This window comes from Halomonas sp. BDJS001, from assembly GCF_026104355.1.
Taxonomy (GTDB): Bacteria; Pseudomonadota; Gammaproteobacteria; order Pseudomonadales; family Halomonadaceae; genus Vreelandella.
The window spans coordinates 3,600,608-3,626,964 of the sequence record NZ_CP110535.1; the positions used below are offsets into that span (position 1 = coordinate 3,600,608).

At 55.3% G+C, this 26,357-nt stretch carries 27 protein-coding genes; 6 read left to right on the forward strand and 21 right to left on the reverse strand.

Annotated elements, in window-relative coordinates:
- Positions 1 to 86: 86 nt before the first annotated feature.
- Complete coding sequence (locus OM794_RS16750) at positions 87 to 1,085, reverse strand: LacI family DNA-binding transcriptional regulator (RefSeq protein ID WP_226247778.1); 999 nt, start codon at positions 1,083 to 1,085, stop codon at positions 87 to 89.
- A 267-nt stretch (positions 1,086 to 1,352) separates the two neighbouring features.
- Between OM794_RS16750 and OM794_RS16755 the strand changes: the two genes are divergently transcribed.
- Genes OM794_RS16755 through OM794_RS16765 form a run of 3 tightly spaced genes read left to right on the forward strand, consistent with a single transcriptional unit; the run spans position 1,353 to position 4,889 of the window.
- Positions 1,353 to 2,531, forward strand: coding sequence for a Gfo/Idh/MocA family protein (locus OM794_RS16755; protein WP_226247781.1), 1,179 nt, complete (start codon positions 1,353 to 1,355; stop codon positions 2,529 to 2,531).
- 2 nt (positions 2,532 to 2,533) lie between these two features.
- Complete coding sequence (locus tag OM794_RS16760; protein WP_226247782.1) at positions 2,534 to 3,610, forward strand: sugar phosphate isomerase/epimerase family protein; 1,077 nt, start codon at positions 2,534 to 2,536, stop codon at positions 3,608 to 3,610.
- 52 nt (positions 3,611 to 3,662) lie between these two features.
- The gene (locus OM794_RS16765; RefSeq protein ID WP_226247784.1) at positions 3,663 to 4,889 is read left to right on the forward strand and encodes a nucleoside permease; all 1,227 of its coding nucleotides are present in this window, start codon (positions 3,663 to 3,665) and stop codon (positions 4,887 to 4,889) included.
- 418 nt (positions 4,890 to 5,307) lie between these two features.
- On the opposite strand, the gene OM794_RS16770 is transcribed toward OM794_RS16765, so the two are convergent.
- From OM794_RS16770 to OM794_RS16800, 7 genes are all read right to left on the reverse strand, one after another.
- On the reverse strand, positions 5,308 to 5,583 hold the full coding sequence (locus OM794_RS16770; RefSeq protein WP_226247786.1) for a type II toxin-antitoxin system RelE/ParE family toxin: 276 nt from the start codon (positions 5,581 to 5,583) through the stop codon (positions 5,308 to 5,310).
- Entirely contained in the window at positions 5,580 to 5,852 is a 273-nt protein-coding gene (locus OM794_RS16775) for a CopG family ribbon-helix-helix protein (protein ID WP_041158862.1), read from the reverse strand. The genes OM794_RS16770 and OM794_RS16775 overlap by 4 nt, the downstream gene beginning before the upstream one ends.
- A gap of 136 nt (positions 5,853 to 5,988) precedes the next feature.
- On the reverse strand, positions 5,989 to 6,795 hold the full coding sequence (locus OM794_RS16780) for a DUF1080 domain-containing protein (RefSeq protein ID WP_226247788.1): 807 nt from the start codon (positions 6,793 to 6,795) through the stop codon (positions 5,989 to 5,991).
- 13 nt (positions 6,796 to 6,808) lie between these two features.
- On the reverse strand, positions 6,809 to 7,465 hold the full coding sequence (locus OM794_RS16785; RefSeq protein ID WP_226247789.1) for a gluconate 2-dehydrogenase subunit 3 family protein: 657 nt from the start codon (positions 7,463 to 7,465) through the stop codon (positions 6,809 to 6,811).
- The gene (locus OM794_RS16790; RefSeq protein WP_226247791.1) at positions 7,462 to 9,150 is read right to left on the reverse strand and encodes a GMC oxidoreductase; all 1,689 of its coding nucleotides are present in this window, start codon (positions 9,148 to 9,150) and stop codon (positions 7,462 to 7,464) included. Before OM794_RS16790 ends, OM794_RS16785 begins: the two co-directional genes overlap by 4 nt.
- Before the next feature lie 36 nt (positions 9,151 to 9,186).
- Complete coding sequence (locus tag OM794_RS16795; RefSeq protein WP_226247793.1) at positions 9,187 to 10,086, reverse strand: hydroxypyruvate isomerase family protein; 900 nt, start codon at positions 10,084 to 10,086, stop codon at positions 9,187 to 9,189.
- A 47-nt stretch (positions 10,087 to 10,133) separates the two neighbouring features.
- Positions 10,134 to 11,018 (reverse strand): sugar phosphate isomerase/epimerase family protein, encoded by an 885-nt coding sequence (locus tag OM794_RS16800; RefSeq protein WP_226247795.1) that lies wholly within the window; start codon positions 11,016 to 11,018, stop codon positions 10,134 to 10,136.
- Between the two features lie 327 nt (positions 11,019 to 11,345).
- On the opposite strand from OM794_RS16800, the gene OM794_RS16805 reads away from it, so the two are divergent.
- A complete protein-coding gene (locus tag OM794_RS16805; RefSeq protein WP_226247796.1) occupies positions 11,346 to 12,200 on the forward strand; it encodes a DMT family transporter in 855 nt (284 codons plus the stop codon).
- Here OM794_RS16805 and OM794_RS16810 read toward each other — a convergent pair.
- The 7 genes from OM794_RS16810 to OM794_RS16840 all read right to left on the reverse strand — a co-directional run bounded on the left by OM794_RS16810 (position 12,197) and on the right by OM794_RS16840 (position 18,377).
- On the reverse strand, positions 12,197 to 12,730 hold the full coding sequence (locus OM794_RS16810) for a DUF192 domain-containing protein (RefSeq protein ID WP_226247799.1): 534 nt from the start codon (positions 12,728 to 12,730) through the stop codon (positions 12,197 to 12,199). The genes OM794_RS16805 and OM794_RS16810 overlap by 4 nt on opposite strands.
- 2 nt (positions 12,731 to 12,732) lie before the next feature.
- Positions 12,733 to 13,893 (reverse strand): ABC transporter ATP-binding protein, encoded by a 1,161-nt coding sequence (locus tag OM794_RS16815; protein WP_226247802.1) that lies wholly within the window; start codon positions 13,891 to 13,893, stop codon positions 12,733 to 12,735.
- A complete protein-coding gene (modB, locus tag OM794_RS16820; protein WP_226247804.1) occupies positions 13,886 to 14,554 on the reverse strand; it encodes a molybdate ABC transporter permease subunit in 669 nt (222 codons plus the stop codon). Before modB ends, OM794_RS16815 begins: the two co-directional genes overlap by 8 nt.
- Before the next feature lie 13 nt (positions 14,555 to 14,567).
- Positions 14,568 to 15,344 carry a molybdate ABC transporter substrate-binding protein gene (gene modA, locus OM794_RS16825; protein WP_226247806.1) on the reverse strand — a complete coding sequence of 259 codons (777 nt, stop codon included), beginning with the start codon at positions 15,342 to 15,344 and terminating at the stop codon, positions 14,568 to 14,570.
- On the reverse strand, positions 15,331 to 16,806 hold the full coding sequence (gene pyk / locus OM794_RS16830) for a pyruvate kinase (RefSeq protein WP_226247808.1): 1,476 nt from the start codon (positions 16,804 to 16,806) through the stop codon (positions 15,331 to 15,333). Before pyk ends, modA begins: the two co-directional genes overlap by 14 nt.
- A gap of 117 nt (positions 16,807 to 16,923) precedes the next feature.
- Positions 16,924 to 17,412: an ureidoglycolate lyase gene (locus OM794_RS16835; RefSeq protein WP_226247810.1), complete on the reverse strand. Its 489-nt coding sequence runs from the start codon at positions 17,410 to 17,412 to the stop codon at positions 16,924 to 16,926.
- A 134-nt stretch (positions 17,413 to 17,546) separates the two neighbouring features.
- Positions 17,547 to 18,377 carry a bifunctional allantoicase/(S)-ureidoglycine aminohydrolase gene (locus OM794_RS16840; RefSeq protein ID WP_133729785.1) on the reverse strand — a complete coding sequence of 277 codons (831 nt, stop codon included), beginning with the start codon at positions 18,375 to 18,377 and terminating at the stop codon, positions 17,547 to 17,549.
- A gap of 260 nt (positions 18,378 to 18,637) precedes the next feature.
- On the opposite strand from OM794_RS16840, the gene OM794_RS16845 reads away from it, so the two are divergent.
- On the forward strand, positions 18,638 to 20,080 hold the full coding sequence (locus OM794_RS16845) for a YfcC family protein (protein ID WP_226247812.1): 1,443 nt from the start codon (positions 18,638 to 18,640) through the stop codon (positions 20,078 to 20,080).
- An 11-nt stretch (positions 20,081 to 20,091) separates the two neighbouring features.
- On the opposite strand, the gene OM794_RS16850 is transcribed toward OM794_RS16845, so the two are convergent.
- From OM794_RS16850 to puuE, 6 genes are all read right to left on the reverse strand, one after another.
- The gene (locus OM794_RS16850; protein WP_226247814.1) at positions 20,092 to 20,820 is read right to left on the reverse strand and encodes an amino acid ABC transporter ATP-binding protein; all 729 of its coding nucleotides are present in this window, start codon (positions 20,818 to 20,820) and stop codon (positions 20,092 to 20,094) included.
- A complete protein-coding gene (locus tag OM794_RS16855; protein ID WP_226247817.1) occupies positions 20,801 to 21,457 on the reverse strand; it encodes an amino acid ABC transporter permease in 657 nt (218 codons plus the stop codon). Before OM794_RS16855 ends, OM794_RS16850 begins: the two co-directional genes overlap by 20 nt.
- Positions 21,454 to 22,131, reverse strand: coding sequence for an amino acid ABC transporter permease (locus tag OM794_RS16860; RefSeq protein ID WP_226247820.1), 678 nt, complete (start codon positions 22,129 to 22,131; stop codon positions 21,454 to 21,456). The genes OM794_RS16855 and OM794_RS16860 overlap by 4 nt, the downstream gene beginning before the upstream one ends.
- 8 nt (positions 22,132 to 22,139) lie before the next feature.
- Positions 22,140 to 22,994: a transporter substrate-binding domain-containing protein gene (locus OM794_RS16865; protein WP_226247822.1), complete on the reverse strand. Its 855-nt coding sequence runs from the start codon at positions 22,992 to 22,994 to the stop codon at positions 22,140 to 22,142.
- Positions 22,995 to 23,334: 340 nt separating this feature from the next.
- Positions 23,335 to 24,210, reverse strand: coding sequence for a MurR/RpiR family transcriptional regulator (locus OM794_RS16870; protein ID WP_226247824.1), 876 nt, complete (start codon positions 24,208 to 24,210; stop codon positions 23,335 to 23,337).
- 21 nt (positions 24,211 to 24,231) lie between these two features.
- The gene (puuE, locus tag OM794_RS16875) at positions 24,232 to 25,167 is read right to left on the reverse strand and encodes an allantoinase PuuE (protein ID WP_226247827.1); all 936 of its coding nucleotides are present in this window, start codon (positions 25,165 to 25,167) and stop codon (positions 24,232 to 24,234) included.
- A 337-nt stretch (positions 25,168 to 25,504) separates the two neighbouring features.
- On the opposite strand from puuE, the gene OM794_RS16880 reads away from it, so the two are divergent.
- Positions 25,505 to 26,260, forward strand: coding sequence for an aspartate/glutamate racemase family protein (locus OM794_RS16880; protein WP_319001056.1), 756 nt, complete (start codon positions 25,505 to 25,507; stop codon positions 26,258 to 26,260).
- The last annotated feature ends 97 nt before the right edge of the window (positions 26,261 to 26,357 follow it).

The following is a 26,357-nucleotide window of genomic DNA, read 5'->3' on the forward strand; positions in this document are numbered from 1 at the left end:
TTGGGTAGTGTGCGTGGATAGCAGCTGTGAGGCTTTTGGATAAAGCCCCACTTATTGTATGCACTTAGCGCGTGAAAGAAAGACGCCTAAGGTCGGCATGCCGCTGTGCTTTTTCTGGATACCAGAGAGTAAGGCAACATCAGATTATTAACCTGCCGCCCTTCCAGCACCTCGATCAACATCGCAACGGCTTCGCGCCCGAAGGTTTCCGCCGGTTGAGCAATCGTGGTTAGCGGCGGGTCGCTATAGGAAGCAAACGCGATATCGTCGAAACCCGCCACCGAAATGTCCTCCGGAACGCGTAGTCCCGCTTCCTTGATACGGCTCATGGCACCTATTGCCATTTCATCGCTTTCACAAAAGATCGCGGAGGGGCGCTCCGCTAAAGCGATAAGCGTTTCAGCCGCCTGATAGCCAGAAAGTGGCGTGAAATCGCCAGGACAAAGCAGTCTCTCATCTAACGGAATGCCCGCCGCGCTCAATGCATCCTGGTAGCCTTGTTGGCGGTCACGGGTCAAGGGGCTGCGCCGAGGGCCCTTTATCATGCCTATTCGCCGATGCCCCAGGGCGATCAAGTGCTCAGTGACCTCACGTGCCGCCGAGCGGTTATCCAGTTTAACGGTGGGACACGGCGCATCATCCAGCACTTCGCAGGCATTGATCATTGGCAATGGAGACCCAGCGGGAAAGGCATTTTCAGAAAAAGGATTGAAAGCACGCAGTTGGATCACGCCATCCGCCTGGCGCGTACTGACTAAGCTGGCGTATTGGGTTTCCATCGCTTCATTACCCAGCGTATTACACAGCAGAACGCCGTAGCCGCGCTCCTGGGCCGCTTCCTGAATACCGCTGATTACCCGCGCAAAGAAGGTATTTGCGATAGTGGGTACTAAAACCACCAGATTATAAGTGCGCTGGGAGCGAAACTGCACGGCCATCAAATTCGGTTTGTAGCCCGCTTGATCAACGGCCCTCAGCACTTTTTCCCGGGTGGTGGGCGAGACGATATCCGGCGACTTTAACGTCCGTGATACTGTCGCCACCGACACGCCCGCCAATTCGGCGACCTTACGTATATTGGTCATGGCCTCCCTTATCGCTCTGTGATCGCCGACTTTTATTACCAGCCAAGCAGATGGTTGTGCGGCGCTATTCATCTCAGCTTAACGTATCCCAACGTTAAACTCAGCGCGCTATTTTCCGGCACGTTTTCAACACCGTATACCTTTGTCTCATTGACGCTCGCAGCATCAAGACTTAATTTCAAAACAAATGTAACCGGTTACATTCTATCAAAAGTACAATCACCGCGAATATAAACAAACTCAGTTTATTAGAACAGGAGCCTCTCTATGCCGCGACCCACTCCACCCCGTATCCGCTTAGGCATGATCGGCGGCGGCCAAGGGGCGTTTATCGGCCAGGTTCACCGCTTAGCCGCCCGCCTCGATGATACTTGCGAGCTAGTATGTGGTGCCTTTAGCCGCTCGGCGGATAATAACCAGTTGACCGGCGAAGCGTGCCACCTAGCCGAAGAGCGTGTGTACGCCGACTGGCAGCAGTTACTCGAAGGCGAGCAGCAACTTCCCGCCGAACAACGCATGCAGTTATTGGTGATCGCCACGCCTAATCATCTTCACGTGCCAATCGCGGAAGCGGCCATGCAGGCAGGCTTTCATGTGTTCTGCGAAAAGCCGGCGGCAGTATCGCTCCAAGAAGCGCAGCGCTTAGCAGAAAGGTGGCATACCAGCGGCTGCCTGTATGGCTTGGCGCATACCTACTTAGGCTACCCCATGGTATGGCAAGCCCGGGAAATGGTCAGCGAGGGCCAAATAGGTAGCATTCGCAAAATTCATGTGGAGTATCCCCAGGGCTGGCTAGGCGAGCGTCTAGAACAGCAGGGTAATAAGCAGGCCGCGTGGCGCACCGACCCTTCGCTCGCAGGTATCAGCGGCTGCATGGCCGACATTGGCACCCACGCGTTTGGCCTCGCTGAGTTTATCTCCGGGCATCGTGTTAGCGAACTATGCGCCTCGCTTTCCAGCCACGCCGACGGTCGCCAACTGGACGATGATGGCGATGTACTGCTGCGCACCGACCAAGGCGCCAGCGGAACCCTCATTGCCAGCCAGGTCTGCAGCGGGGAAGAAAACGCACTCAAAATTCGCATTTACGGTGATCAAGGGGCGCTGGAGTGGCACCAAATGGAGCCCAACAGCCTGCTCTACCGTCCGCTTCAAGCACCGATGCGCACCCTCCGTGCTGGCATCGACCAACCCGACCTTTTCCCCAGCGCAATGCAGCGCTTGCGCCTACCCGGCGGCCACCCCGAGGGGTATCTGGAAGCACTCGGCAACCTTTACCGCGACTTCGCCCAGGCGATTCATCAAGGCAAGCAAGGCGATGTTGAGGGTGTTCCCGGCATGGCCTCCGGGCTTCGTGGCATGGCGTTTATTGAGGCCGTCACCACCAGCGCCAAAAGCGAACAGAAATGGACGCCGCTGCCCGCTACTCAGCTACCAGGAGCCTAATCATGCCCAACACCCCCCCAAGCATCCGCGGGCCCGCCATTTTTCTGGCCCAATTTATCGGCGATGAAGCGCCTTTTGACAGCCTCGACGGTATCGCTCGCTGGGCGGCCGAACAGAGCTATCAGGCTATTCAGCTACCCACTGTTGATAGCCGTTTTATCGACCTGCGCAAGGCCGCTGAAAGCCAAACGTACTGCGATGAGCTCAACGCCCGCTGCGAAAAAGCCGGCGTTGTGATCAGCGAACTCTCTACCCACTTACAGGGCCAACTGGTCGCCGTGCATCCCGCTTGCGACGACTTATTCGATGATTTCGCGCCTGCAGAGTTACACGGCAAGCCTCAGGAGCGTACCGAATGGGCCATTGAGCAGCTAAAACTGGCTGCCAAAGCAAGCCAACGGCTGGGGTTAACCGCCCATGCTACGTTTTCCGGCGCGCTGCTTTGGCCCTTTGTTTACCCCTGGCCCCAGCGTCCCGAGGGGCTAGTCGAAGAAGGTTTTAATGAGCTGGCCCGCCGGTGGCGGCCGATCCTGGAGGCCTTTGACGAAGCTGGCGTTGACCTGTGCTTTGAAATTCACCCTGGCGAGGATCTTCACGACGGTGCGTCCTTCGAGCGGTTCCTGGCGGCGGTGGACAACCATCCGCGGGCGAAAATTCTTTATGACCCCAGCCACTTACTGCTGCAGCAGTTGGATTATCTGGAATTTATCGACCGCTACCACGAGCGTATCGGCATGTTCCACGTTAAAGACGCTGAATTTAACCCCAATGGCCGCAGCGGCGTTTATGGCGGTTACCAGGGCTGGGTAGAGCGCCCCGGCCGTTTCCGTTCATTAGGCGATGGGCAGATCGATTTCAGCGGGATTTTTAGTCGCCTGACGCAGTACGGATTTGATGGCTGGGCGGTGCTTGAGTGGGAGTGCTGCATTAAAGACGCCGCCCAGGGTGCTGCAGAGGGTGCGCCTTTTATCGAGGCCCATTTGATTCAACCCGCAGGTCGCGCCTTTGACGATTTCGCCGGTGTCACCGCCAACCCTTCACGCAACCGCCGAATTCTTGGCCTTCCGCCACACCGCTAATCGACGCTTTTAAACCAAGACCACAATCACAACCACAAAATAGGATCACGTCATGGCTATGATACGCACACGACTCAGCATCATGATGTTTTTGCAGTTCTTTATCTGGGGCGGCTGGTTTGTCACCCTGGGCACCTTCCTGGCCAACAACCTCAACGCCAGCGGTGGCCAGATTGGCATGGCGTTCTCTACCCAATCCTGGGGTGCCATTATTGCCCCTTTCATTATTGGCTTGATCGCTGACCGTTATCTTAATGCTGAACGCATTCTCGCGGTGCTGCATTTAGCAGGTGCAGCGCTGATGTACGGCCTCTATATGGCCAACGATTTCAGCACGTTTTACCCGCTGGTACTGGTGTACATGATTATCTACATGCCGACACTGGCGCTGGTCAACTCGGTCTCCTTCCGCCAAATGAGCGACCCAGGCCAGGAGTTTGCCAAAATCCGCGTATGGGGAACCATTGGCTGGATTATCGCGGGTCTGGGGATCAGCTACTTATTCGCCTGGGACTCATCCCAAGGCATCGCCGACGGCATGCTGCGTAACACCTTCTTGATGTGCGCCATCGCGTCATTAGCCCTTGGCCTATATAGCTTTAGCCTTCCCGCGACGCCGCCTAAAGCAGACGGCCCGGTGGGCTTAAAAGAAGTGCTAGGGCTGGATGCGTTGGCTCTGCTAAAAGACCGCAACTACGCCATCTTCTTTATCGCCTCTATTCTGATTTGTATTCCGTTAGCGTTTTATTATCAAAACGCCAACCCCTTTCTCGCCGAGATCGGCGTGACCAATCCAACCGGTAAAATGACCCTGGGCCAGGTATCAGAAGTGCTGTTTATGCTACTGCTGCCGGTGTTTATTCACCGCTTTGGAATCAAAAAGACCTTATTGATCGGCATGCTGGCCTGGGCGCTACGCTACGCGCTGTTTGCGTTCGGTAACGCCGATGAGATGGTGTTTATGCTCCTGATCGGTATTGCCCTGCATGGGGTGTGCTACGACTTCTTCTTCGTGACAGGCCAAATCTACACCGATGCCCGTGCGGGGGAGAAATTCAAAAGCTCCGCCCAGGGCATGATCACGCTGGCCACTTACGGGGTAGGCATGCTGATAGGCTTCTGGGTCGCAGGTCAAATTACCGACCACTTCTCCGCTAACGGCGCCCACGACTGGCAGGGCATCTGGATGTTCCCAGCGGTGTTTGCTATCGCGGTACTGGCGCTGTTCTTCCTCACTTTTAAAGACGATAAAAGTGTAGCGGCGAAGCCTAACGTGTAAGGATATAGAGCATAAAAAAGCCGGGGACGTTGGCGGCACCCGGCTTACTAAGCTTTGTACGAAAACTGCCCTAATAAATACAGCGCCAACACAATCAACGCAAGCAAACCCACTACTGCACACAAAGCGCCGTCGGTTCGACTCCTATGCTCATCGAGATATATCATTTTAGAAGCCGAAGGGTATTTTCCCAAAGTAACCAGTTTGCAGATTGGCCAGCCAACCCAGTAACAAATGGTTCTGAAGAATATCTCTGCCAGTATGTAACCTATCCCCCTAAAAAACCCCCTGCCTATCTCTTCAAAAAAGCCGTCCATAAAACTCCTTTTCGGTAAAAAGTAACAAATAAATACATAACCAAATCCACTTTCTTTTACTTCTATTTTGCCATAGCCGTGGATCGCAGTTGGCTTAATGGCTAACGCTCACCTTCCAGTTCATGCCATACACGCAGAATAATGATGACGCTCGTATGCACTGAATAGCGAATAACGTATTTACCAAAGACCATGTCACGAACCGAATCCGGTGCCATTTCAACCGGCGTTCCAATGTTGGGGAAGTCTGGCAGTAAGTCGATTTTACCGACCAGCTCTGACGCTATCATGCCGGCTGCAGAGGGATTATGGATGGCGATGAACTCTCTAAGGCGCTGCAAATCTTCAATGGCTTCATTCGTGTAAACCAGTTTCACCTATCCGACCTCGGCGCATCCTGCTCATTTTCGGTTCCCCAGCTATTGAGCCAACGATGAACCTCGCTGCTATCAACCACCTTCCCCTGTGCGGCAGACTCCATTGCCTCCAGCGTTTGTCTCCAGCGCTCTTGCTCAAGCTGTTGCTTCTCGATGTATTCCGATAATGCCTGGTTGATTACCCAGCCTTTGCTCCGGTGGAGCCTGCTCGCGATAGCTTCCAGGTGCTGTTCAACATCCGCCTGAAGACGAACTGTAGTGACACCCATATCTATACCCTCACTCCTGACGACTACAATGTATTACAGCATAGTCAATGAAAGCGGTACAAAAAAGCCCAGCCCCTGACACTATCTAGCGTCAGAGGACTGGACTAACTCGCTTAGGGTGCCTATAAACGGGCGGCTATAGCTCTCTTACCCATATATTGCGAAAGCTAACGTCCGCATCGTGATCTTGCAGGTAAATGGGTGCGCAGCCGTGGGCTTCGTCGTAGTTGGGTTCTCCAATCCATTCGGTGGTGCCTTGCACTTCAGCATGGTGCTGAACCACGACACCGTTATGCAGAACGGTGATATAGGCAGGCGATTCAAGGGCGCCTCCATCATCAAAACGCGGCGCGGTGTAGAGGATGTTGTAACTCTGCCACTCCCCCGGCGGGCGCGATGCGTTGACGAGTGGAATATGCTGTTTATAGATGGATGCCGCCTGGCCGTTGGGATAGGTCGGGTTGTCGTAGGAGTCCAGCACTTGGACTTCATAGCGTTCCTGCAGAAAGACGCCGCTATTGCCCCGATCTTGGCCCTCCATACCTTCAATATCCTCAGGGGAGCGCCACTCCAGGTAGAGCTGCACATCGCAGAAATCCTGGCTTGTGCGAATGCCTCCCGCACCGCGATTTACCGTCATGGCGCCGTCATCCACGTGCCACTCGGCTGGCCCACCCTCTTCGCCCTCCCAGGCGTCTAAGTCGGTGCCATCGAATAGCACGATGGCATCGGAGGGAACACCATCGTCAGGCACTGCAACGCTTGCGGGCACTGGCTCCCATACTTCGGTTTTGGCGGATTGCTCCTCGGGTGTCAGTGTCTCATTCGATGCGCCCTCCTGAGCTGCGCTATCGAATGCCAACAAACTGCCGCAGGCCAATAGGCAAAGCGTCTGAGCATAGAAGGAAGGCTTAAGTTTGTGCGTACGTTGATTTTTGATCATGCTCTCAGCTCCGTTAGGTTGCCCAGGCAGGCTCGCCGTTATAAGGCGCGCAGCCGTCATAGCGGCCTGGCACCGCTTCGTAGCGTAGGACTTCCGTCGCGCCGACTTCTGAGGTGAAGAAGCCAAACAGCGTTAGCTGCTTCATCATGGTGAAGTAGTGTGGCAGCGCTTCCTCGCGATCCGCTTGCTCCTGGGATGCTTGGGCCTCTGCCGTTTGGTTTTGAGCGGTCTGGGTTTCTATCGTCAATGCTTCAGCGGGGGTTGGCTGTTTGAGGGCCTGCTGCTGGGCGTGCACCATCGCTTCGCGGTCCAACTCGGTAATGAGCTCTAATCGCTGTTCGCCACTTAACGCCATAAAATCACGTTGGTAAGCCGCCCGGCTGCGCGCCTCAAGCTGCGCTAAACCAAAATAGAACACCTCTCTCTCTGAGGGCGTGTAGCAGTCGCTAACGAACACGGCCATAAACTCCCCGACGCCCGCGTCTTTAGCACCTGGGGTATCGGTTCTAGGCAGAATGGTTTCGGCAAGCTCGTCCAGTCGCTCTACATCCTGGCTGCTAAAGGGGTGATCCGACTGGCCAGCATCGCTAAAGGCAAATAGGGATTTTCCTCCAATCATCGCTGTACCGGTCGTCAGCGCGATCATTTTTAGTAGCTCGCGACGGTTCATGACAGGTTACCCCGCTTAAGCTCTTTCACGGCATAGTCCACCGCCCGCGCGGTAAGTGCCATGTAGGTTAAAGATGGATTCACGCAAGAGGATGACGTCATGCAGGCGCCATCCGTAACAAACACATTGGGTGCATCCCACACCTGGTTGTGGCTATTGAGCACTGAGGTTTTTGGGTCACGGCCCATACGCGCGGTGCCCATCTCATGGATCCCCATGCCTGGCGCGTAATCGCCTACGTCGCCTTTGACGTTCTTCACGCCCGCGGCCTCAAGTAAGTCGACCGCATCTTGAACCATGTCCCGACGCATATCGCGCTCGTTTTGCTTGAGCTCAACGTCGATCGACAGCACCGGCAGCCCCCATTTATCGCGAACGCTGTGGTCAAGGGAGATGCAGTTATCGTGGTCGGGAAGCATTTCGCCGAAGCCAGTCATGCCGATCGTCCAACCACCTGGCTGGGTGAGTGCTTGCTTTAAATCAGCGCCGATATTGAGCTCAGCAATTTCGCGATCCCAGCCCTGGCGGCTCGCCGCGCCTTGATAACCAAACCCGCGCACATAGCTTCGCTGCTCATCGCCTACGTTGCGAAAGCGTGGAATATAAAAGCCCGCAGGACGACGTCCGAAGTAGTATTTGTCGAGATAGCCCTCCACGTCGCCACTGGCACCGCAGCGGAAGTGGTGATCCATCACGTTGTGGCCCAGTTCTCCGCTGCTGCTACCCAGACCACCTTCCCAGACATCGGTGGCAGAGTTCATCAAAATCCAGGTGGTATTGAAGGTCGAGGCATTGAGGAAAACCACATCGGCAGTGTACTCGTGGGTTTCATGGGTTTCGGCATCAATCACCTCAACGCCCCGCGCTCGCTGGCGATCCTTGTCATATAGCACCTGACTGACAATCGAGAAGGGTCGCAAGGTTAAATTGCCGGTGGCCACCGCCGCGGGAAGCGTAGCGGACTGGGTGCTGAAATAGGCGCCATAGGGGCAACCCAGCCAGCACTTATTGCGGTATTGGCAGTTGACGCGATTTTGCTCTGGCTTTGGCTGGGTAATATTGGCCACCCGGCTGTGGATAAGATGACGCTGGCCACCAAACGCCTCTTTAATGCGCTTGGCGGCATCTTCTTCCACGCAGTTAAGCGGTATTGGCGGCAGAAACTCGCCATCGGGAAGGATATCCAATCCCTCCTGGGTGCCTGCGATACCGGCAAAGCGCTCCACATAGTCATACCACGGAGCGATATCTTCATAGCGGATCGGCCAGTCAATGGCGATACCTTCCCGCTGATTGGCCTCAAAATCCATCGGGCTAAGCCGGTAGCTTTGCCGCCCCCAAAGCAGAGAGCGCCCGCCTACGTGGTAGCCGCGAAACCAGTCAAAGCGTTTCTCTTCCACGTAGGGATTGGCCTGTTCATCCGCCCACATGCCCAGGGTGGCTTCGTTAAGGGGGTAGTCGCGCTTGAGCACCGGATACTTAGCAATCATTTCCTGGGTCGGCTCATTGCGGTGGGGATAATCCCACGCCTCTTTGTCGGCGTTGTGGTAATCCTTTACGTGCTCAATATTGCGCCCACGCTCGAGCAGTAAAACCTTTAGCCCCTTCTCGGTTAGCTCTTTAGCAGCCCAACCGCCGCTAATGCCTGAGCCAACCACGATGGCATCGTAGTGATTATCTGGCATGGTCATCTTCCTTACTGTGTTGTTTTTAGAGTCGAATCACACGTCGCAGAGCTGAATAGCCGCCTGCAGTGATTCTATTTTTGCCTGTTGGCTAGTCCGGTCAGGGATAAATTCTTGGGCGATATAGCCCTTAAAGCCGGTATCTCGAATAGCGCGACAGATCGCGGGGTAGTTGAGCTCTTGGGTGTCATCTATTTCATGCCGCCCCGGCACACCAGCCGTATGGTAATGGCCGAAAAACGGGTGGTTTTCACGGATGGTGCGAATGACATCGCCTTCACTAATCTGCATGTGATAGATGTCGTAGAGCAGCTTAAAGTTGGGTGAATCAAGACGACGGCAAAGCTCAATTCCCCAGACAGAGTTATCGCAAAGGTAGTCGGGGTGGTCGATTTTGCTGTTAAACAGCTCCATCTGTAGCACCACGCCTTTTGCCTCTGCTTCGGCAAGAATCTGCTTCAGTCCCATTTCGGCATTTTGCAAACCCTGCTCAGGGCTCATGCCGCGAGCATTGCCGCTAAAGCAGATTAAATTGGTGTAACCCGCTTGGCTTACCCAATCGATATGGTTGAGGTATCGCTCAACCAGCTCGGCATGAAAACGGGCATCGCCCCAGCCATCCTCAAGACTCAGCTCTGCGCCATTACACATGGAAGAGTCTAGCCCGTAGCGCTGAAGCACTGGCCACTCTTCAGGGCCCACCAGATCAATCGCCGTAATACCCAACTCGGTTGCAAGCTGGCAAAGCTCTTCCAAAGTCAGAAAATCGAATGTCCAGCGAGCAACCGAATGCTGGATATTGCCTTTTAAAACCCGCTGAGCAGACGAGTCATCAGCCAGGGCTTTAACCCCAAGGTGCGGTAGTGCAGCCAGGCCGATAGCGCCAGTCACGCTGTGGCGCAGCAAGCTACGCCGATCAATAAGGTAGCGCTTCATAAAGCATCCTCGCGTTTGTCATCTAAATGAGATGGCCTAGGCGTGCATTACTCTTCACGAAGCGCTGTCAGTTTTTCCTCTAGGAAACTATTTCCCTCGGTAATCACCGCTTCAGCGTCTAGCGGCATATCGTGTTCGATGATGTACCACTCAACATCAGCGGCCTCGATGGCGGGCAATATCGCATCCCAATCCAGTACACCGGTGCCGAGTGTTGCGAACCCACCCTCCTCTTCAGCGGTGCCTTCTGGCGCGTTATCTTTGGCGTGTACTGCAAACAGGCGCCCATCAAAACGCGTTACGTACTCTGCCGGGTCAAACCCACCCCGCGCGATCCAGGCGAGATCCAGTTCTGCCAACAGGTCAGATCCGGCTGCATCAAAAAGATGCTCTAGGGCGGTTTTATCGTCGTACACTTCCATTTCAAAATCGTGGTTGTGATACGCCAAGCGCAACCCTTCGGCATCTAGCTCAGCGGCAATATCACCAAGCTCTTCACCCAGCGCCTGCCACCCTTCGGCATCACTAGGGCGGGCGTCCTCGGCTAAATAAGGCACCGTTAAAGTGTCGTTACCTACCGCCTGATTAAACGCCACCGTTTCGTCTAAGCGATTGCGCAGGTCGTCCAATTGCACATGGCTTGAGATCACCTCAAGCGCATGCTCTTCTAATAGTGCATTGAGTTCTTCGGCAGTCACTTCCTGGGTGCCCACCGTTTCAATCGCCGAAATACCAGCCCTGTTTACAGCGGCTAGCTGTTCTTCCAAGCTGCCAAAATCCCGCAGTGTGTACATTTGCACGGCGATGGGCAGTTCTGCTGAATGGTCTTGAGCTTGGGCAAAGCCAGGCACACTCAGCGCTGACAGCGTCACGGCACTGGCAGCCAATAGAGCCTGTGAACTCATGCGTTTTAAGCCTCGCGGGGTATCCATATCCACCTCGTTGTTGTTGGATTGTTATAGGTTGTGAAAGCGCCGATGCGGAAATGTAATCGGTTACATTTTTTTAGAACATCTCGGTAAAATGTGCAAGTCAGTACTCTTTTTTACCACGTTAAAGATGCCAAAAAGGGCTTAATACTCCGAGAAATCTATTCACAACCAATTGGTTATAAACGACATATAGACTATTAAAGAAAAGCCTAATACTTTGGTATCAAGCAGCTGCAATGCTTATCAGCTACTCATAGCACTATTATTTCTGCCGTCTCCCAAGCTGATACAATAGCCATCATTTTTCCTCTACCAACGGACATCAACGTGCCCCTACGCGATTTGCTACTCGGCCTGTTTGTGATCGCCATTTGGGCGCTGAATATCATTGTTATCAAGGTCGGTGTGGCGGAGCTTCCGCCACTATTGATGACTACCCTACGCTTTACGCTGGTCGCAGTGCTGCTGGTGCCCTTCTACCCGGTGGCGCGAGTGCAATTGCCGTTTTTGCTACTGTTATCCATCACCTTCGGCAGCCTCCACTTCGCTCTTCTGTTTATTGGTTTGGAGCATGCAGAAGCAGGTACCGGCGCGCTTTTAGTACAGATGGGCACGCCCTTTGCCACATTGTTAGCGGTCATCTTTCTAAAAGAGAAGCTAGGCCCCAAACGGGTTGTCGGGTTGCTACTCTCTTTTGCTGGGGTAGTCGTACTGGCCGGTGGGCCAACGCTGCCCTCTCCTTTACCACTGGCGATTCTGTTGTGCAGTGCCATGGGCTGGGCGGTGTCGCAGCTGTTGATCAAGCGTGGCCCACCCATTGCGCCAATGGCGTTGGCAGGCTGGGTGGCGCTGTTCGCGGTGCCTCAGGTAGGGTTGGGGTCATGGCTATTTGAGAGCGGTCAATGGCAGGCGATACAGCAAGCCACTTGGTTGGGCTGGGGGGCGATGATTTACACCGCCGTGATGTCGTCGATTGTCGCTTACGGGATTTGGTACGCGCTGTTGCGCCGCCACCCGGTTAATCGCGTGGTACCCATGACACTACTGGTTCCGGTGTTGGCGGTGGGCCTAGGCGCACTGTTAATGGGCGACAGCCTAGGCGTGCATAAGCTAGCAGGGGGCGGCTTAGTGGTCGCAGGTATCGCCTTGATTGTGATCCGATTTCGCCGTCGCCCAGTTTAGTCTGCGGGTTGGCAGAAACCGGCTTCGTCAGGAATAGAAACACAGTCCCCTACGCTGATACCGCGCTCGGCAAAGTAGCCGCCATTTACCTCTAGCGCTGAATGATAAGCCGCACCCGCAGGATAAGAGGGGCAGTCGCTCGGCGACGAGGATTCGCAAGGCTGCATGGTATTAATCGCCACGATCCGCCCATCGCTATCGATAAAAGCAATATCCAGAGGGATTAGCGTGCGATACATCCAAAAGGCGTTGTTAGCGGACTGCTCGCTCTCAAAACGAAATAGCATGCCACTTGCTTCTGGCAAGCTCTCGCGCCCCATTAAGCCGCGTTGACGCTGGGAGACCGTTTCCGCCACTTCAACCTCTAAACGATGTGGGCCGCTCTCGCTGTGAATAGCCAGCGAAAGCGTCTGCATCGCTTTCGCCGACGTCTGCCCCCAGGCAAATGAGCTAAGTAGCGACATCGGCAATAGCGCCGTCAGTGGTAACAGTAAAGACGCCTTTAGCAGCGTGCGACGCGTGGGATCCATGCTTACTTCCTTTTGTCATGCGCATCTGCGCGAACTCGGTGGCCTGGCAAAAGGTGAATGCCTTCGGCCAATAGTGAAACACTCACCACTGCACCGCGGGTTAACTGGTTACGCCGTGCGGCATGGGTGGCAATATCGAAACGTAACATATCGCCATGATGGACGCGCAGTGAAACTGACGTAATGCCACCCAATACCACCAACTCACTGACCGCGGCCGTGATCGGATTTTCCCGTTCGCCCTGGGAAGGACGGTCACGGCGGTGAAGCACAATATCTGACGGGGGCAAATACCAGGCCACCGTTTCACCCGGTGACAGGTGAGCAAGCCGCTCGGCCACTTCTAAGTAAGTGTCCCCCCACTTCAGCCGCCGCTGTCCCGCTACGTCAACAACGACGCCTTCAAATAGATTATGCCTGTCTAACAAGCGAGCTATCAACGGCGAGGCGGGGCGTCTAAACAGCGCTTCAGGAGCGGCCTGCTGAAGGCTTGCACCGTTATGTAGCACGCAGATTTGGTCGGCCAACGCGGCGGCCTCTTCCAGATCATGGGTTACCAGTACAATGGGGATCTCGATCTGCTGGCGTAGCAGCGCTAACTCGCGCTGTAGCCGCCGCCGGGTGACTTGATCAACAGCCGAAAACGGCTCGTCGAGTAACAGCACTTTAGGGTCGCGGGCCAAGGCACGGGCTAGTGCCACCCGCTGGCGCTGGCCTCCGGAAAGCGCGTTAGGATAGCGTTTGCCCAACCCATCCAAGCGCACTTTGGCTAGCCACTGCTCGGCCTGCTCACGGCGTTGCGGTTGGGGCAAGTGGCGCAGAGGGAGTTGAATATTTTGCGAGGCGGTTAGGTGCGGAAACAGCGCATAGTCCTGAAACACTATGCCGACCTGTCTACGCTGGGGCGAGAGTGAATGCTTACGTTCAGCGTCAAACCAAACCTCTCCTGCGCACTCCACCCGCCCGCCCTGGGGACGATAAAGCCCGGCAATGGTGCGCAGCAGCGTGGTTTTTCCGCTGCCCGATGGCCCTACCAGCGCCAGCAATTCGCCGGGTTGGCAAACGAACTCGGCAGCCAGTGGAATCGGTCCCGTTTGATTGACCGCCACGCTCAATCCTGCAATCGGCCCAAAGACCGGCTCTGTGATGCGCGAATCAGCCACGGATCCACCGCCTGCGCCCGGCCAGCCCATAGACGAGCCCCAAGGTAATAAACGATACCAACAGCAACAGCGCCGACATCTGTGCAGCGCCCTGCTCATCGAAGGCCTGGACGCGATCATAGATGGCAATGGCGAGAGTGCGGGTTTCGCCATCAATGGCGCCGCCCACCATCAAAATGACGCCAAATTCGCCCAGCGTATGGGCAAAGGTGAGCGCTGCGGCTGACATAATGCCGGGCCATACCAGCGGCAGCTCAATGCGCAGCAGCGTCTGCCAGGGGCTCAACCCACTGCACCAGGCTGCTTCACGCAGGTTGTGGGGCACATGTTCAAAGGCGCGCTGAATAGGCTGCACGGCAAACGGCAAATTGGCGATCAGGGAGGCCAATAGTATGCCAGTGAAAGTGAAATTCAGCCCGCTACCGGTCATTGCAGCCCAAAACGAGCCTACTGGCGCGTCGCGGCCAAAGCTCAACAGCAGATAAAAGCCCAGTACGGTAGGCGGCAATACCAGCGGTAGCGCGATCAGCGCTTCACATAGCCCTTTGCCGCGGAAACGCGCATAGGCCAGAGAGCGACCTAGCCAAATGGCGACGGGCAGTAAAATGAGAGAGGTGAACGCCGCTAGGCGTAACGAGACCGAAAGCGCCGACCAATCCATTATGCCCCTTCCATTATTCGACGCTAAACCCGTAGATCCGCAAAATGGATTGTGCCTCGTCCTCTTGCAGCCACTCATAGAAGGCTGTGGCAATATCTCCCGCTTGATGGGTCAGCACCATGCGCTGGCGTAGCGGGCTATGCCAATCCTCGGGGATGAGTACGTACTCACTTCGCTCACCTAGCGAGGGAGCCAAGGCCAAAGAGTAAGCCACCAGACCACCCCGCGCATCATCGGAAAGCGCAAACTGTGCCGCCTGGGAAACATTTTCGCCCAGTATCCGCAGCGGCTCTGTTTGCTCCCAAAGCCCGACATGCTCAAGCGCCTGCTGCGCCGCCACGCCATAGGGGGCATGCTCGGGGTTGGCCAGGGCGATGCGTTCAGTAGTACCCGCCTCTAATGCGGTTTTAACCGCTTCAAGCGGCGTCTCCTCGTTAGGTAAATCACCACGCCCTGCGCGCTGCAGCCACGCTAACCGGCCAATGGCGTAAATCACGCCCTCATCTTGTGTGTAGCCCTCTTCATAGAGCGCTTGAACGTAGCGCTCGTCGGCAGAGAGATAAAGTTCAAAGGGCGCACCCTGGGCGATTTGGTGACGAAAGTTGCCCGACGAGCCAAAGTTTAGCCGTAGAGCGTGGCCGGTTTGCTGCTGAAACTGCTCGGCGGCTTCGGTCAGCGCAAACTGCAGATCTGCAGCCGCCGCCACGATAGGCGCTTCTGCCTTTGCAGGGGAGCCAATCAGCAGCAAGCAGGCTAGCAGCGCCCCATAGCTTACTTTAGCTTTTCGCATGCTCGTCAGTAATCTCCATGACCTTCATGGTATTGGTGCCGCCATGGGCATTCATATGGTCGCCACGAGTCAGGATCACATGGTCGCCTGGCTTGGAGATACCGGTCTTGACAAGCATCTCGAGGGCCCGGTCGTTTAGCTCGGTGGCACTCATTTCGGAGGTATCAAACGGCAGCGAAACGACGCCGCGGTAGAGCGCCATGCGGCGTTGGGCAATGGGATTATGCGCCAAGCCGACAATCGGCAGGCCCGAACGAATGCGCGAAGCGATCAGCGGTGTATAGCCCGAAGAGGTCATACAGGCAATCGCGGTAATGCCGGTCATATGGTTGGCCGCGTACATGGCGGAGAGCGCAATGGTCTCATCAGGGCGGGAAAAGCCTTCATGAATACGGTGACCGGACTCCTGGGCGGTTTTTTCCCGCTCAGCTCCCAGGCAAACACGTGACATGGCTTCTACGGTTTCCAGCGGGTAGTCGCCCGCCGCGGTTTCCGCCGAGAGCATCACCGCATCGCTGCCATCCAGCACCGCGTTGGCCACGTCAAACACCTCAGCGCGGGTGGGGAGTGGCGCTGAAATCATGCTTTCCATCATTTGCGTGGCGGTAATCACCGCACGGTTCAGCGAACGCGCTCGCTTAATCATGCGCTTTTGCACGCCGACCAGTTTGGCATCGCCAATTTCAACGCCAAGATCGCCCCGCGCTACCATGACCGCTTCAGAGGCTTCGATAATGCCATCCAGGGTGGCGTCATCCGCGACGGCTTCGGCACGTTCGACTTTGGCCACCAGGCCAATCTCTTTTCCTTCCTCGCCCAATAAGCGGCGTGCTTCGAGCATATCTTCAGCATGGCGGGGGAAAGAAATGGCTAAGTAGTCGACGCCGATTTCAACAGCGGTCTTAAGGTCCTCTTTATCTTTTTCGGTCAATGCCGGAGCGGACAGCCCGCCGCCCTGCTTGTTGATGCCTTTATGGTTAGAGAGTTTGCCACCCACGACCACGGTGGTATGCACCTGTTGGCCGTCAACACGGGCCACGTCCAGCACCAGGCGCCCATCGTCTAACAGCAGGCGATCCCCCGCAGTAACGTCTTTCGACAAGGTTTTATAGTCGCAGCCCACCTGATGGCTATCCCCTGCATCGCCATCCAGCGCCATATCAAGAATAAACGGCTGGCCCTCTTTGAGCACCACAGCCCCATCTCTAAACCGTGCAATACGAATTTTGGGCCCCTGCAGATCCCCCAACACCGCAACGCTGCGGCCTAGCTGGGCGGCAATTTCACGCACCTCGGTTAGCCGACGGCGGTGATCATCCGCTGTGCCATGGGAGAAGTTAAGACGCACCACATCGACCCCCGCCTTGAGCATGGCTTCCAATACGCCTTCCCGGTCGCTGGCAGGCCCAAGGGTGGCGACAATTTTGGTACGACGGATCGTGGAGAAGTGCAGTGCGTTCATAATGTTCCAACCATGCAATTTAGCGTGTAGTGACTTTTATTAAGTAACTCTATTAGTAACCCTAGCTTACCAGTTTAACGCGCTCTATATGACAGCAGTGCAACGCAGGGGGTGGGGTTAAGTCAACGTCACGGTGATCGCGAGAGGAAACTCATCGCAATTATTGCCATCACCGCCCCGATCCACTACCAAAAACTCGCCTTCGCGCTCCAGCACCGATTGAATGGCGTGCCAAGTGCCTGCGCGGTAGTTCACCCCTTGGCGGCCATCGGTGACAAAAGCCCGCACGTCTGAAGGGTTAATATGCTCCCCTGGCGGGGCTACCACCACAATAAAGCGCTCCTGATGCAGCGGCATAAACGCCTGACTGCCCTGGGGGTGGCGCTCTAAAAACGTTAGCTCCAACGGCAGTGTAATCGGCTGGCTCACGAAGATATTAATCAGCGTGTGAGCGTTTTCACCCAGGGTTTCCACCTTGGCAAGATCGTGGTGGCGCTGAGTGCGCCCGGCATTGATGGGAAACGACGCTGAGGTGCGTGCATCAATCACATCGCCAAAAGGGGCGAAGGCCTCTGCGGTTAACGGCTCGGCTTTTAGCTCTAGCATTGTTGTATCCTTCTAAAATTCTTTGTTACTCAGCGTGGCATGGCCACTGCCAGCCTGATAAATGCACTAGTGGGAGACAGCTTTAGCTCGCGACCCGTTTAAGCTGCCTGCTTGCAAAGCTGGCGCAGCCAGTTTTAACGAGCACCCAGGCGAAGAGCAGGATGACGATTAACATCTTTGTACAGCAAATACCGGAACGGCCCGGGGCCAGCGGCGTAGCAGGCCTGGGGACAGAAAGCGCGTAGCCACATAAAATCCCCAGCTTCTACTTCTACCCAATTTTGATTCAGGTGGTAAACCGCTTTGCCCTCAAGCACGTAAAGGCCATGCTCCATGACATGGGTTTCATCAAACGGAATCACGCCGCCGGGCTGGAAGGTAACGATATTGACGTGCATATCGTGGCGAACGTCCGCAGGGTCGACAAAGCGCGTGGTGGCCCAGCGCCCTTCGGTACCCGGCATTTCGATGGGCGCAATGTCCTGCTCGTTGGTGACGAACGCTTGGGGTACTTCAAGCCCTTCCACAAACTCATACGCCTTGCGTACCCAGTGGAAACGTACCGGCGCGTTAGATTCATTGCGCACCTGCCACGAACTGCCGGGAGGAATAAACGCATAGCCGCCGGGCTGCAGGGTGTGGCGCTCGCCTGACAAAGTAAGCGTTAATTCACCTTCCACAATAAACAACACGCCTTCCGCCTGAGGATCAGGCTCGGGCTTATCGCTGCCGCCCTGGGGCTGGACTTCCATAATGTACTGGGAGAACGTCTCGGCGAATCCCGACAGCGGTCGCGCCAGCACCCATAGCCGGGTGCCTTCCCAAAAGGGAAGATTGCTGGTGACGATATCGCGCATCACGCCTTTGGGGATCAGCGCATAGGCTTCGGTAAATACCGCACGGTCAGCGGTAATTTGCGTTTGTGGCGGGTGCCCGCCGGTGGGGGCGTAATAAGTAGCTGGCATTTTTAAACCTATATTGCTTAATAAAAACAAGAGACATACATCTTGTATACAATATTAGCGAACCATATTAAAGCGATCTTTGGCGAAGCTCTTTAGCAAAACGCTTGTGAAACACTCCTCCCAATAGTAACGTCTTCAGAAACTTTCGTTTCATAATTTTAAAATCATACGAGCATACCCCAAAACAGCAACCTCGGCGCCGTGTGACGCCCGCTAACCGCGGCTCAGGTCAGTGACTGATAACAAACACGAGGCATAGCATGTCCCAACACACCCCTTCTTCCCCAGATAGCCCAGCGCCCAAGAAAAGCTGGTGTCGGATTCCTGATATCTACGCAGTTCTGTTTGTTTTTATCGCTTTGGCCGCGGTAGCAACGCATTTTGTGCCAGCCGGGCAGTTCGAGCGTGTTCCTGGCCCAAATGGCCGTATCACTATTGACCCGACTTCTTATGAACAGATCGCCTCCTCACCGATTGGTATCGTCGACTTTATGCTGGCGATTCCAAATGGCTTAATGAGTGCCGGTGAAGTTGTCTTTTTCACCTTTATGATTGGCGGTATGTTTATGGTGCTAAGGCGCACCGGCATCATTGAAATAGGGGTGGACAAGCTAACGCGCCGCTTTGCGCGACAGAGCCTGCTCACCATCCCGGTGTTGATGACGGTGTTTGCCCTAATCGCCACGGTAATCGGTACCCAGGAATTGGCGCTGGTCTACGTACCGGTCATTCTTCCGTTGATGGTTGCCTTGCGCTTTGATTCAGTCACAGCGGCAGCAGTGGCGCTTTGTGCTACCACGGTCGGTTTCACCACGGGTGTGCTCAACCCGATCAATACCGGCCTTGGTCAGCAACTCTCAGATCTTCCTCTCTACTCCGGTTATGGCCTGCGCGTCATAGCGTTTGTAGTGATGTTAGCCGCGGCCATTTTCTTCGTTATGCGTTACGCCCGCAGCGTACGCCAGACACCTTCACTTAGCCTTCTCAGCAGTGACGCTAGTGAATCCGAAAAACGCTCGCTTTATCAGCATGCTGACAATAGTCCTGCCTTAATCGCCACCGCCCGCCAGAAACTCGCAGCCATCGCGACGTTCGCCTTCTTCGCGGTACTCGTCTATGGCGTACTGCAGCAAGGCTGGTTCATGATGGAAATGGCAGGCCTGTTTATCATCATGGGCATTGTAGTAGGCTTAATCGCAGGCCTCGATACCGACGAAATATGCTCAGGCTTCAACCAGGGCTTCCGCGATGTATTGGTCGGGGCCATGATCGCAGGTGTCGCCCGGGGCGTGGCCGTGATGCTGGAAGATGGCCAGATCATGGACACGCTGGTGTTTGGACTTGGCAACCTTGTCGGAGGCCTGCCCACCCTGCTCTCGGCGATTGGCATGTTCTTCGCCCAGCTAGGCTTCAATTTTATTGTGCCTTCCGGTAGCGGCCAGGCCCTGGTCACCATGCCGCTAATGGCACCGCTGTCCGACATTATTGGCGTGACTCGCCAAACGGCCGTGTTGGCATACCAGCTTGGCGATGGCATCGGCAATATTCTCTACCCGACCTCAGGCTACTTTATGGCAACGCTGGCGCTGGCGGGCGTGCCATGGCAAAAGTGGGTCAAATTCTTCTTCCCACTTTTTTGCGTATGGGTCGTGATTGCCCTGGGCTTTCTTATCTTTGCCCAAGCCACCCAGTGGACCGGCTAGAACTGTATCGACTAGAGCACGGCAGAGATAAACTGCTTTAGCTCCGGCGTTTGTGGATTGCTGAACAGCTCGCTGGGGGCGCCCTCTTCATGGATGCGCCCCTGGTGCATAAACACCACCCGATCGGCCACGTCGCGGGCGAAACTCATCTCGTGGGTGACCAGAATCAGCGTCATACCCTCTTTTGCTAACGCCTCCAACACCCGCAGCACTTCCCCGACCAACTCGGGATCAAGTGCCGACGTCACCTCATCGCAGAGCATTACCTTGGGGCGCATGGCCAGTGCCCTGGCGATCGCCACCCGCTGCTGCTGACCACCGGAGAGCTGGGCCGGATAGGCGTCATACTTATCCGAGAGGCCGACTTTCTCAAGCACTGCCCTAGCGATTTCCTCCACCTCTGCCTTGCCTTCACCACGCACGACGATTGGCGCCAGACAGACATTTTCCCCCACGGTTTTATGGGGAAACAGGTTAAAGCTTTGAAACACCATGCCCACGTTTTCGCTTAGCTCCTTGGGCGACATGGACGCCGCATCGAGCTGCTTATCGGCGATGGTGATCTCGCCGCTGTCGTGCTTCTCCAGCTGGTTCAGGCAGCGCAGCAGGGTACTTTTACCCGAGCCGCTGCGGCCAATAATCGCCACTACTTCGCCCTGCGCGACCGACAGATTAATACCTTTAAGTACTTCCAGATCGCCAAAGGCCTTATGCACGTTATCAACGTAAACCAGCGTCATAGAGCTTTTTCTCCAGATAGCGCGCGTAGCAGGAAAGGGGGTAGCACAGCGCGAAGTAAAGCAGAGCCACAAGGGCAAAGATGGTGAAGGGTTCGAAGGTGGCGTTATTGAGCATGGTGCCCGCCTTGGTCAACTCGACAAAGCCAATGATGGAGGCCAGCGCCGTGCCTTTGATGACCTGTACCGAGAAACCCACCGTGGGCGGAATCGAGAGCCGCAGCGCCTGGGGCAGAATCACATGGCGCATGGTCTGGAAGTAGTTCATCCCCAGCACCCGCGCCGCGTGCCACTGCCCTTTGGCAACCGCCTCTAAACAGCCGCGCCAGATGTCACATAGGAAGGCACTGGTAAACAGCGTCAACGCAATAGAAGCCGCCAGCCAGGCAGAGATCGGATGCCCCATGGCGGCAGCGCCAAAGAAGATCAAGAACAGTTGCATCAGCAGCGGCGTACCTTGAAAAAGATCCACATAGAGTGACGTTAAGCGCTGCAGCCAGCGGGAGCTTGAGAGGCGCATAAAGGTCAACAGCAGACCCACTGTCGCACCACCCACAAAGGCAATTAGTGACAGCACAATAGTCCAGCGGGTTGCCAATAGCAGGTTGCGCAGAATGTCCCAGAAGGTGAACTCAATCATCGTTGTTCTCCTTGCTGATAGGCGAATACGCGCTTGCCCACCAGCATAAAGCTGCGCCTCATGCCGAAGGCGAGAAGCAGATAGACCAGCGTGATCAGCAGGTAGACTTCAAAGCTGCGAAAGTTACGCGACTGGATAAAGTTCGCGGCATAGGTCAGATCGAATACTGATATCTGTGACACCACCGCCGAACCGAGCATGACGATAATCGACTGACTGATCAGTGCCGGGTAAACCCGCGCAAAAGCAGGTATCAGCACGACATGGCGATAGCTTTGCAAGGTAGTCATGCCTAGCGCTCGGCCAGCCTCAAGCTGCCCTTTGGCAGTGGCGCTAATACCGGCGCGTAGAATCTCGGCACTGTAGGCGGCCAGATTAAGGGTCATGGCAATAAACGCCGCGGTAATAGCATCAATTTTGATACCTAGCCCCGGCAGGCCAAAGAAGATAAAGAACAGTTGCACAATAAAAGGGGTGTTGCGGATGACTTCAACGTAACCGCCCAGCCCCCAACGCACCCATGGCTGCGCGTGCACACGTAAATACGCCACCGCCACTGCCAGCGCTAATCCCGTTAAGGTGGTCACCACGGTCAAAATGACCGTGGTGGTAAGACCTTTGAGAAGCTGACTGACGTAGGGCAACAGGGTAAGGAAGTCGAGTGTTGGCCCCATGCTAAGCCTCAGCTACCAAAGTTTTCAGGCAAGTCGGCGCTGAACCAGCGCTGGGACATCTCATTCAAGGTGCCATCTTCTAACCCCTGGGCAATCAGGCGATTCACCTCTTCCATTAGCCCTGGCTCGTTTTTATTCATGCCCACGTAGCAGGGGGAGTCTTTGAGCTGGTAAATCAGTGAAGGCGCGCGATCGCTGTTTCGCTCGGCAATTTCTGCGGCGACCACGTTACCGGTGGCCACGTAATCGACCTGACCGGATAGAAACGCAGAAATGGTCGTGGCGTTGTCTTCAAAGCGCTGCACCGTGGTGGAGTCCGGGGCAATCTCAGAAAGCTCCATATCCTCCACGGCACCGCGGGTCACACCGATGGTTTTGTCGGCCAAGCCTTCCGGGCCATCCACGCTTTCATCTTGATCGGCGCTGAATACGCCCAGAAAGAACGGCGCGTAAGCGTCGGAGAAGTCGATTGCCGCTTCACGTTCTGGATTTTTACCCAGGCTGGAGATAACTAAATCCGCCTGCCCCGTCTGCAAGTAGGGAATACGGTTGGCACTGGTGACCGGGATCAGCTCAAGCTCAACCCCCATCTCATCAGCGAGGTATTGGGCCATATCGATATCGTAGCCACGGGGCTGCAGGTCGGTACCTACCGAGCCAAAGGGCGGAAAATCTTGCGGGACAGCCACCCGAATAGTGCCCCGGGACTCGATATCCTCTAGGGCATCCGCCTGAACGCTAGGGCTAGTCGAAAAAGCCCCCAGGGCGACTGCGGCACTCAGGCTGGTGGCTAAAACGCTGGACTGAAGAGACTTGAAGCGGCGGGTAAAGGAGTTATTGAAGCGGTGCGATAACGATTGCATAAAGCTCTCCTGGCAGGCGCATGTTCTGCAAAATCTCGGTTTTGCTAGAAACAATTGGCTGGCTAATTAGCAGTGGTGGTCTTGGCAATGGAAGCTAAGTGAATGAAAGCTTTGTTGCATAAAATCTAACAAAGAAACTTTCGTTTCACTTGATCACTGAATAGCAATCGCGATACCAGAAGCGGCTAAGATTTTTTATAACAGCAGCTTAGCGGACACGCGGAGCCACAACGCAGCGTTTTCCGCATTAAGAGGAAGGTATAAAAGGAGAGAAGTGCAACGTTCTGGTGCAGTTTTCACCCATCAATAGGGCAAGATGCACCATGAAAGGAGACCCAGCCTATTGGGCGCTCCAATCCACGCTCATAGTTGGCGCTTCCAGCTCACCCAGCTCAGCGTACACATCGCTAATCGCGCTGATGCGCTCTCGACCTTGTGCAAGGCGACGGTGCAGTACGCCGTTGGCAATCAGGCAGATCAGGCTATTGGCAGCGGCGTAGCTATCAAACGCCGAGAGGCTTTCCAGTGGCGTTTCAAAAAACCACGTTACCTGAGAGGCGAAATTGACCGCAGTAGGGTCAGCCAGTAAGACTACCTTGGCAGGTGAGCGCTCAAGTGCATCAATGAGCGAAGCAAAGGCCGCTGGGCGGCGGCGAAAACCAAACAGTACCACCACGTCCTGCTCGGTGAGATCGACGATCTCTTCCGCTAACGACTGGTTAGGGTGAGGCACTACCCGCACCTGGGTGCGCGCCTGAATCAACTGCTGGCGAAAATGTAGGGCTAGTGGGTAGCTGTTACGAAAACCGATAACGACCACATGGCGCGCCTTATCCAGGCTTTCCACCAAGGCTGAAAAATCCTGATGAGCAATGCCATTTAAACAGCGCTGCAAATTATCCTGCTCCCGCTGCAAATGGCGCTGGAACGGCGCGCCTGCCTCCTCTTGCATAGCGTTGGCGTCGATCACTAGCGGCACGCCCAGATTGCGCAACTGGCGGGCATGGTCTTTAACGGTGCGGTAGCTCTCAAATCCCAACCGCTTGAACAGGCGGCTGACGGTCGATTTGGAGACTCCGGTCAAACGCGCCAAATCAGCGGCGCTGTATACCGCCAGATCATCAAAGTGATCGAGGATAAAGCTCGCCACCCGCTGCTCCTGGGCAGTTAGCGCGTCAAACTGAGCGGTAATCCGCTGTCCGATATGCGGCGTCATAGCATCCTATTAAGCGCTTAATTAACGAGTTACAGGGTGATGTTCCGCCCAATGATGGGCGATATCAACCCGCCGAGCCACCCAAACGCGGTCATGAGTTTCGATGTAATCCAAGAAGCGCTGTAGGGCGCGAAAACGACCGGGGCGGCCCAACAAGCGGCAGTGCATACCCACCGAAAGCATTTTGGGCGCCTCCTCCCCCTCTGCGTAAAGGACATCAAAGGCATCGCGCAGGTAGGTAAAGAAGTGATCCGCGGTGTTAAAGCCCTGTGGTGCGGCAAAGCGCATATCGTTGCTGTCCAGGGTGTAGGGGACGATAAGGTGATTATGGTCACTGCCCTGACTGTCGGTTACCTGCGTCCAGAACGGTAAATCGTCGCCGTAGTAGTCGCTATCGTAAAGGAAACCACCCTCATCCAGCACTAAACGCCGGGTATTGGGGCTATCACGGCCGGTATACCAACCCTGAGGTTTTTCGCCGTAGAGGCGCTGAAAAATCTCCATGGCCTGCTGAAGATGCTCGCGCTCGACGTGCTCGGGCACTTCCTGATAGTGAATCCAGCGGTAGCCGTGGCAGGCAATCTCATGGCCTAGCTCTTTAAACGCCATGGCGACATCCGGGTTGCGCTCCAGCGCCATGGCAACGCCAAACACCGTAAGCGGCAAATCACGTTTTTCAAACTCGCGCAGGATGCGCCAAACCCCAGCGCGGGAGCCGTACTCGTAGATCGACTCCATGCTCAAGTGGCGATCCGGATAAGCCGGTGCGCCGATAATTTCCGATAGGAACTGCTCTGATCCTGAGTCACCATGCAACACGCAGTTTTCGCCGCCCTCCTCGTAGTTGAGCACAAACTGAACGGCAATTTTGGCTTTGTTGGGCCAGTTGGCATAGGGCGGGTTGCGTCCATAACCGATTAAATCGCGGGGATAGTGACCCTTAGGTGATGACGACATAGCGAGCTCCTTGATTCATACAAACCATTCATACAAAACCATTCATAAAAACCTGGGCAGATCACTGGCAAATAGCCGCCCAGTAATACACAAAATAATTTGTATACAAAATAGCGACATTCATAGCCTACCGCAACGCGGTCGACCGCTAATCCCCTGACCCTAATAGCGTTTCTCAGTTTAAAAGGCGTTAAGCCATTGAATCCTGAACAAATGGTCAAGTTTTCTCAGCCGCTTTTTTATTGCCGATTGCTGGTTAGCCCCTTGCGTCACGAAAAAAACCGCCCTATTTTTGTATACAAGAAATGCCATATTGTTTACACACGGAATACCTATCGTGCATATACGCATTATTAACCCCAACACCACGGCCTCCATGACCGCGGCTATGGGTCAGGCAGCACAGCAGCAGGCGGGGCCTGGCACCACGGTTAGCGCTTCGCAGCCTGACGCGGGCCCGGTTTCGATAGAAAGCCATTTTGACGAAGCGATCAGCGCGGTAGGGGTTGCCGAAGAGGTGCTTAAAGGCGAACGCGAAGGCGGCATTGATGCCTACGTGGTGGCCTGTTTCGGCGACCCGGGCTTGCTCGCTGCCCGCGAACTCACCCGCGCACCGGTGATTGGCATTGCCGAAGCGGCGTTTCATCTTGCCACCCTGGTGAGCACCCGTTTTTCTATTGTGACCACCTTGGGCCGTACCGGCATTATCGCCGAGCACCTGCTGCAACAGTACGGCTTTAGCCACCACTGCCGTCGTATACGTGCCGCTGAAATCCCAGTGCTGGATCTTGAGCATCACCCTGACGCGGCGTTTACCCGCATTGTTGAAGAGTGCTGCCGCGCAAGGGATGAAGACGGCATTGGCGCCATCGTTTTAGGCTGCGGCGGTATGGCGAATTTGACTCAGGAGATCAGCCGCGAAGTGGGCCTGCCGGTAGTGGAAGGGGTCACCGCGGCGCTGAAACTGGCAGAGTCGCTGGTCCGTTTGGGTCTACATACCAGTAAGCATGGAGACCTTGCCTACCCACGGCCAAAGACCTTCACGGGTAAGTTTTCCGAGCTTTCTGAGCTGGCACTACCGCTTAAGTCATAACCGCTATAGAAAAACAGTCATGACTTCAAACATTTAATAACAAACGAATAGCAACACGAACGTCCAATAGCACGCCACGCCGCAAGCGTTGCCTGGG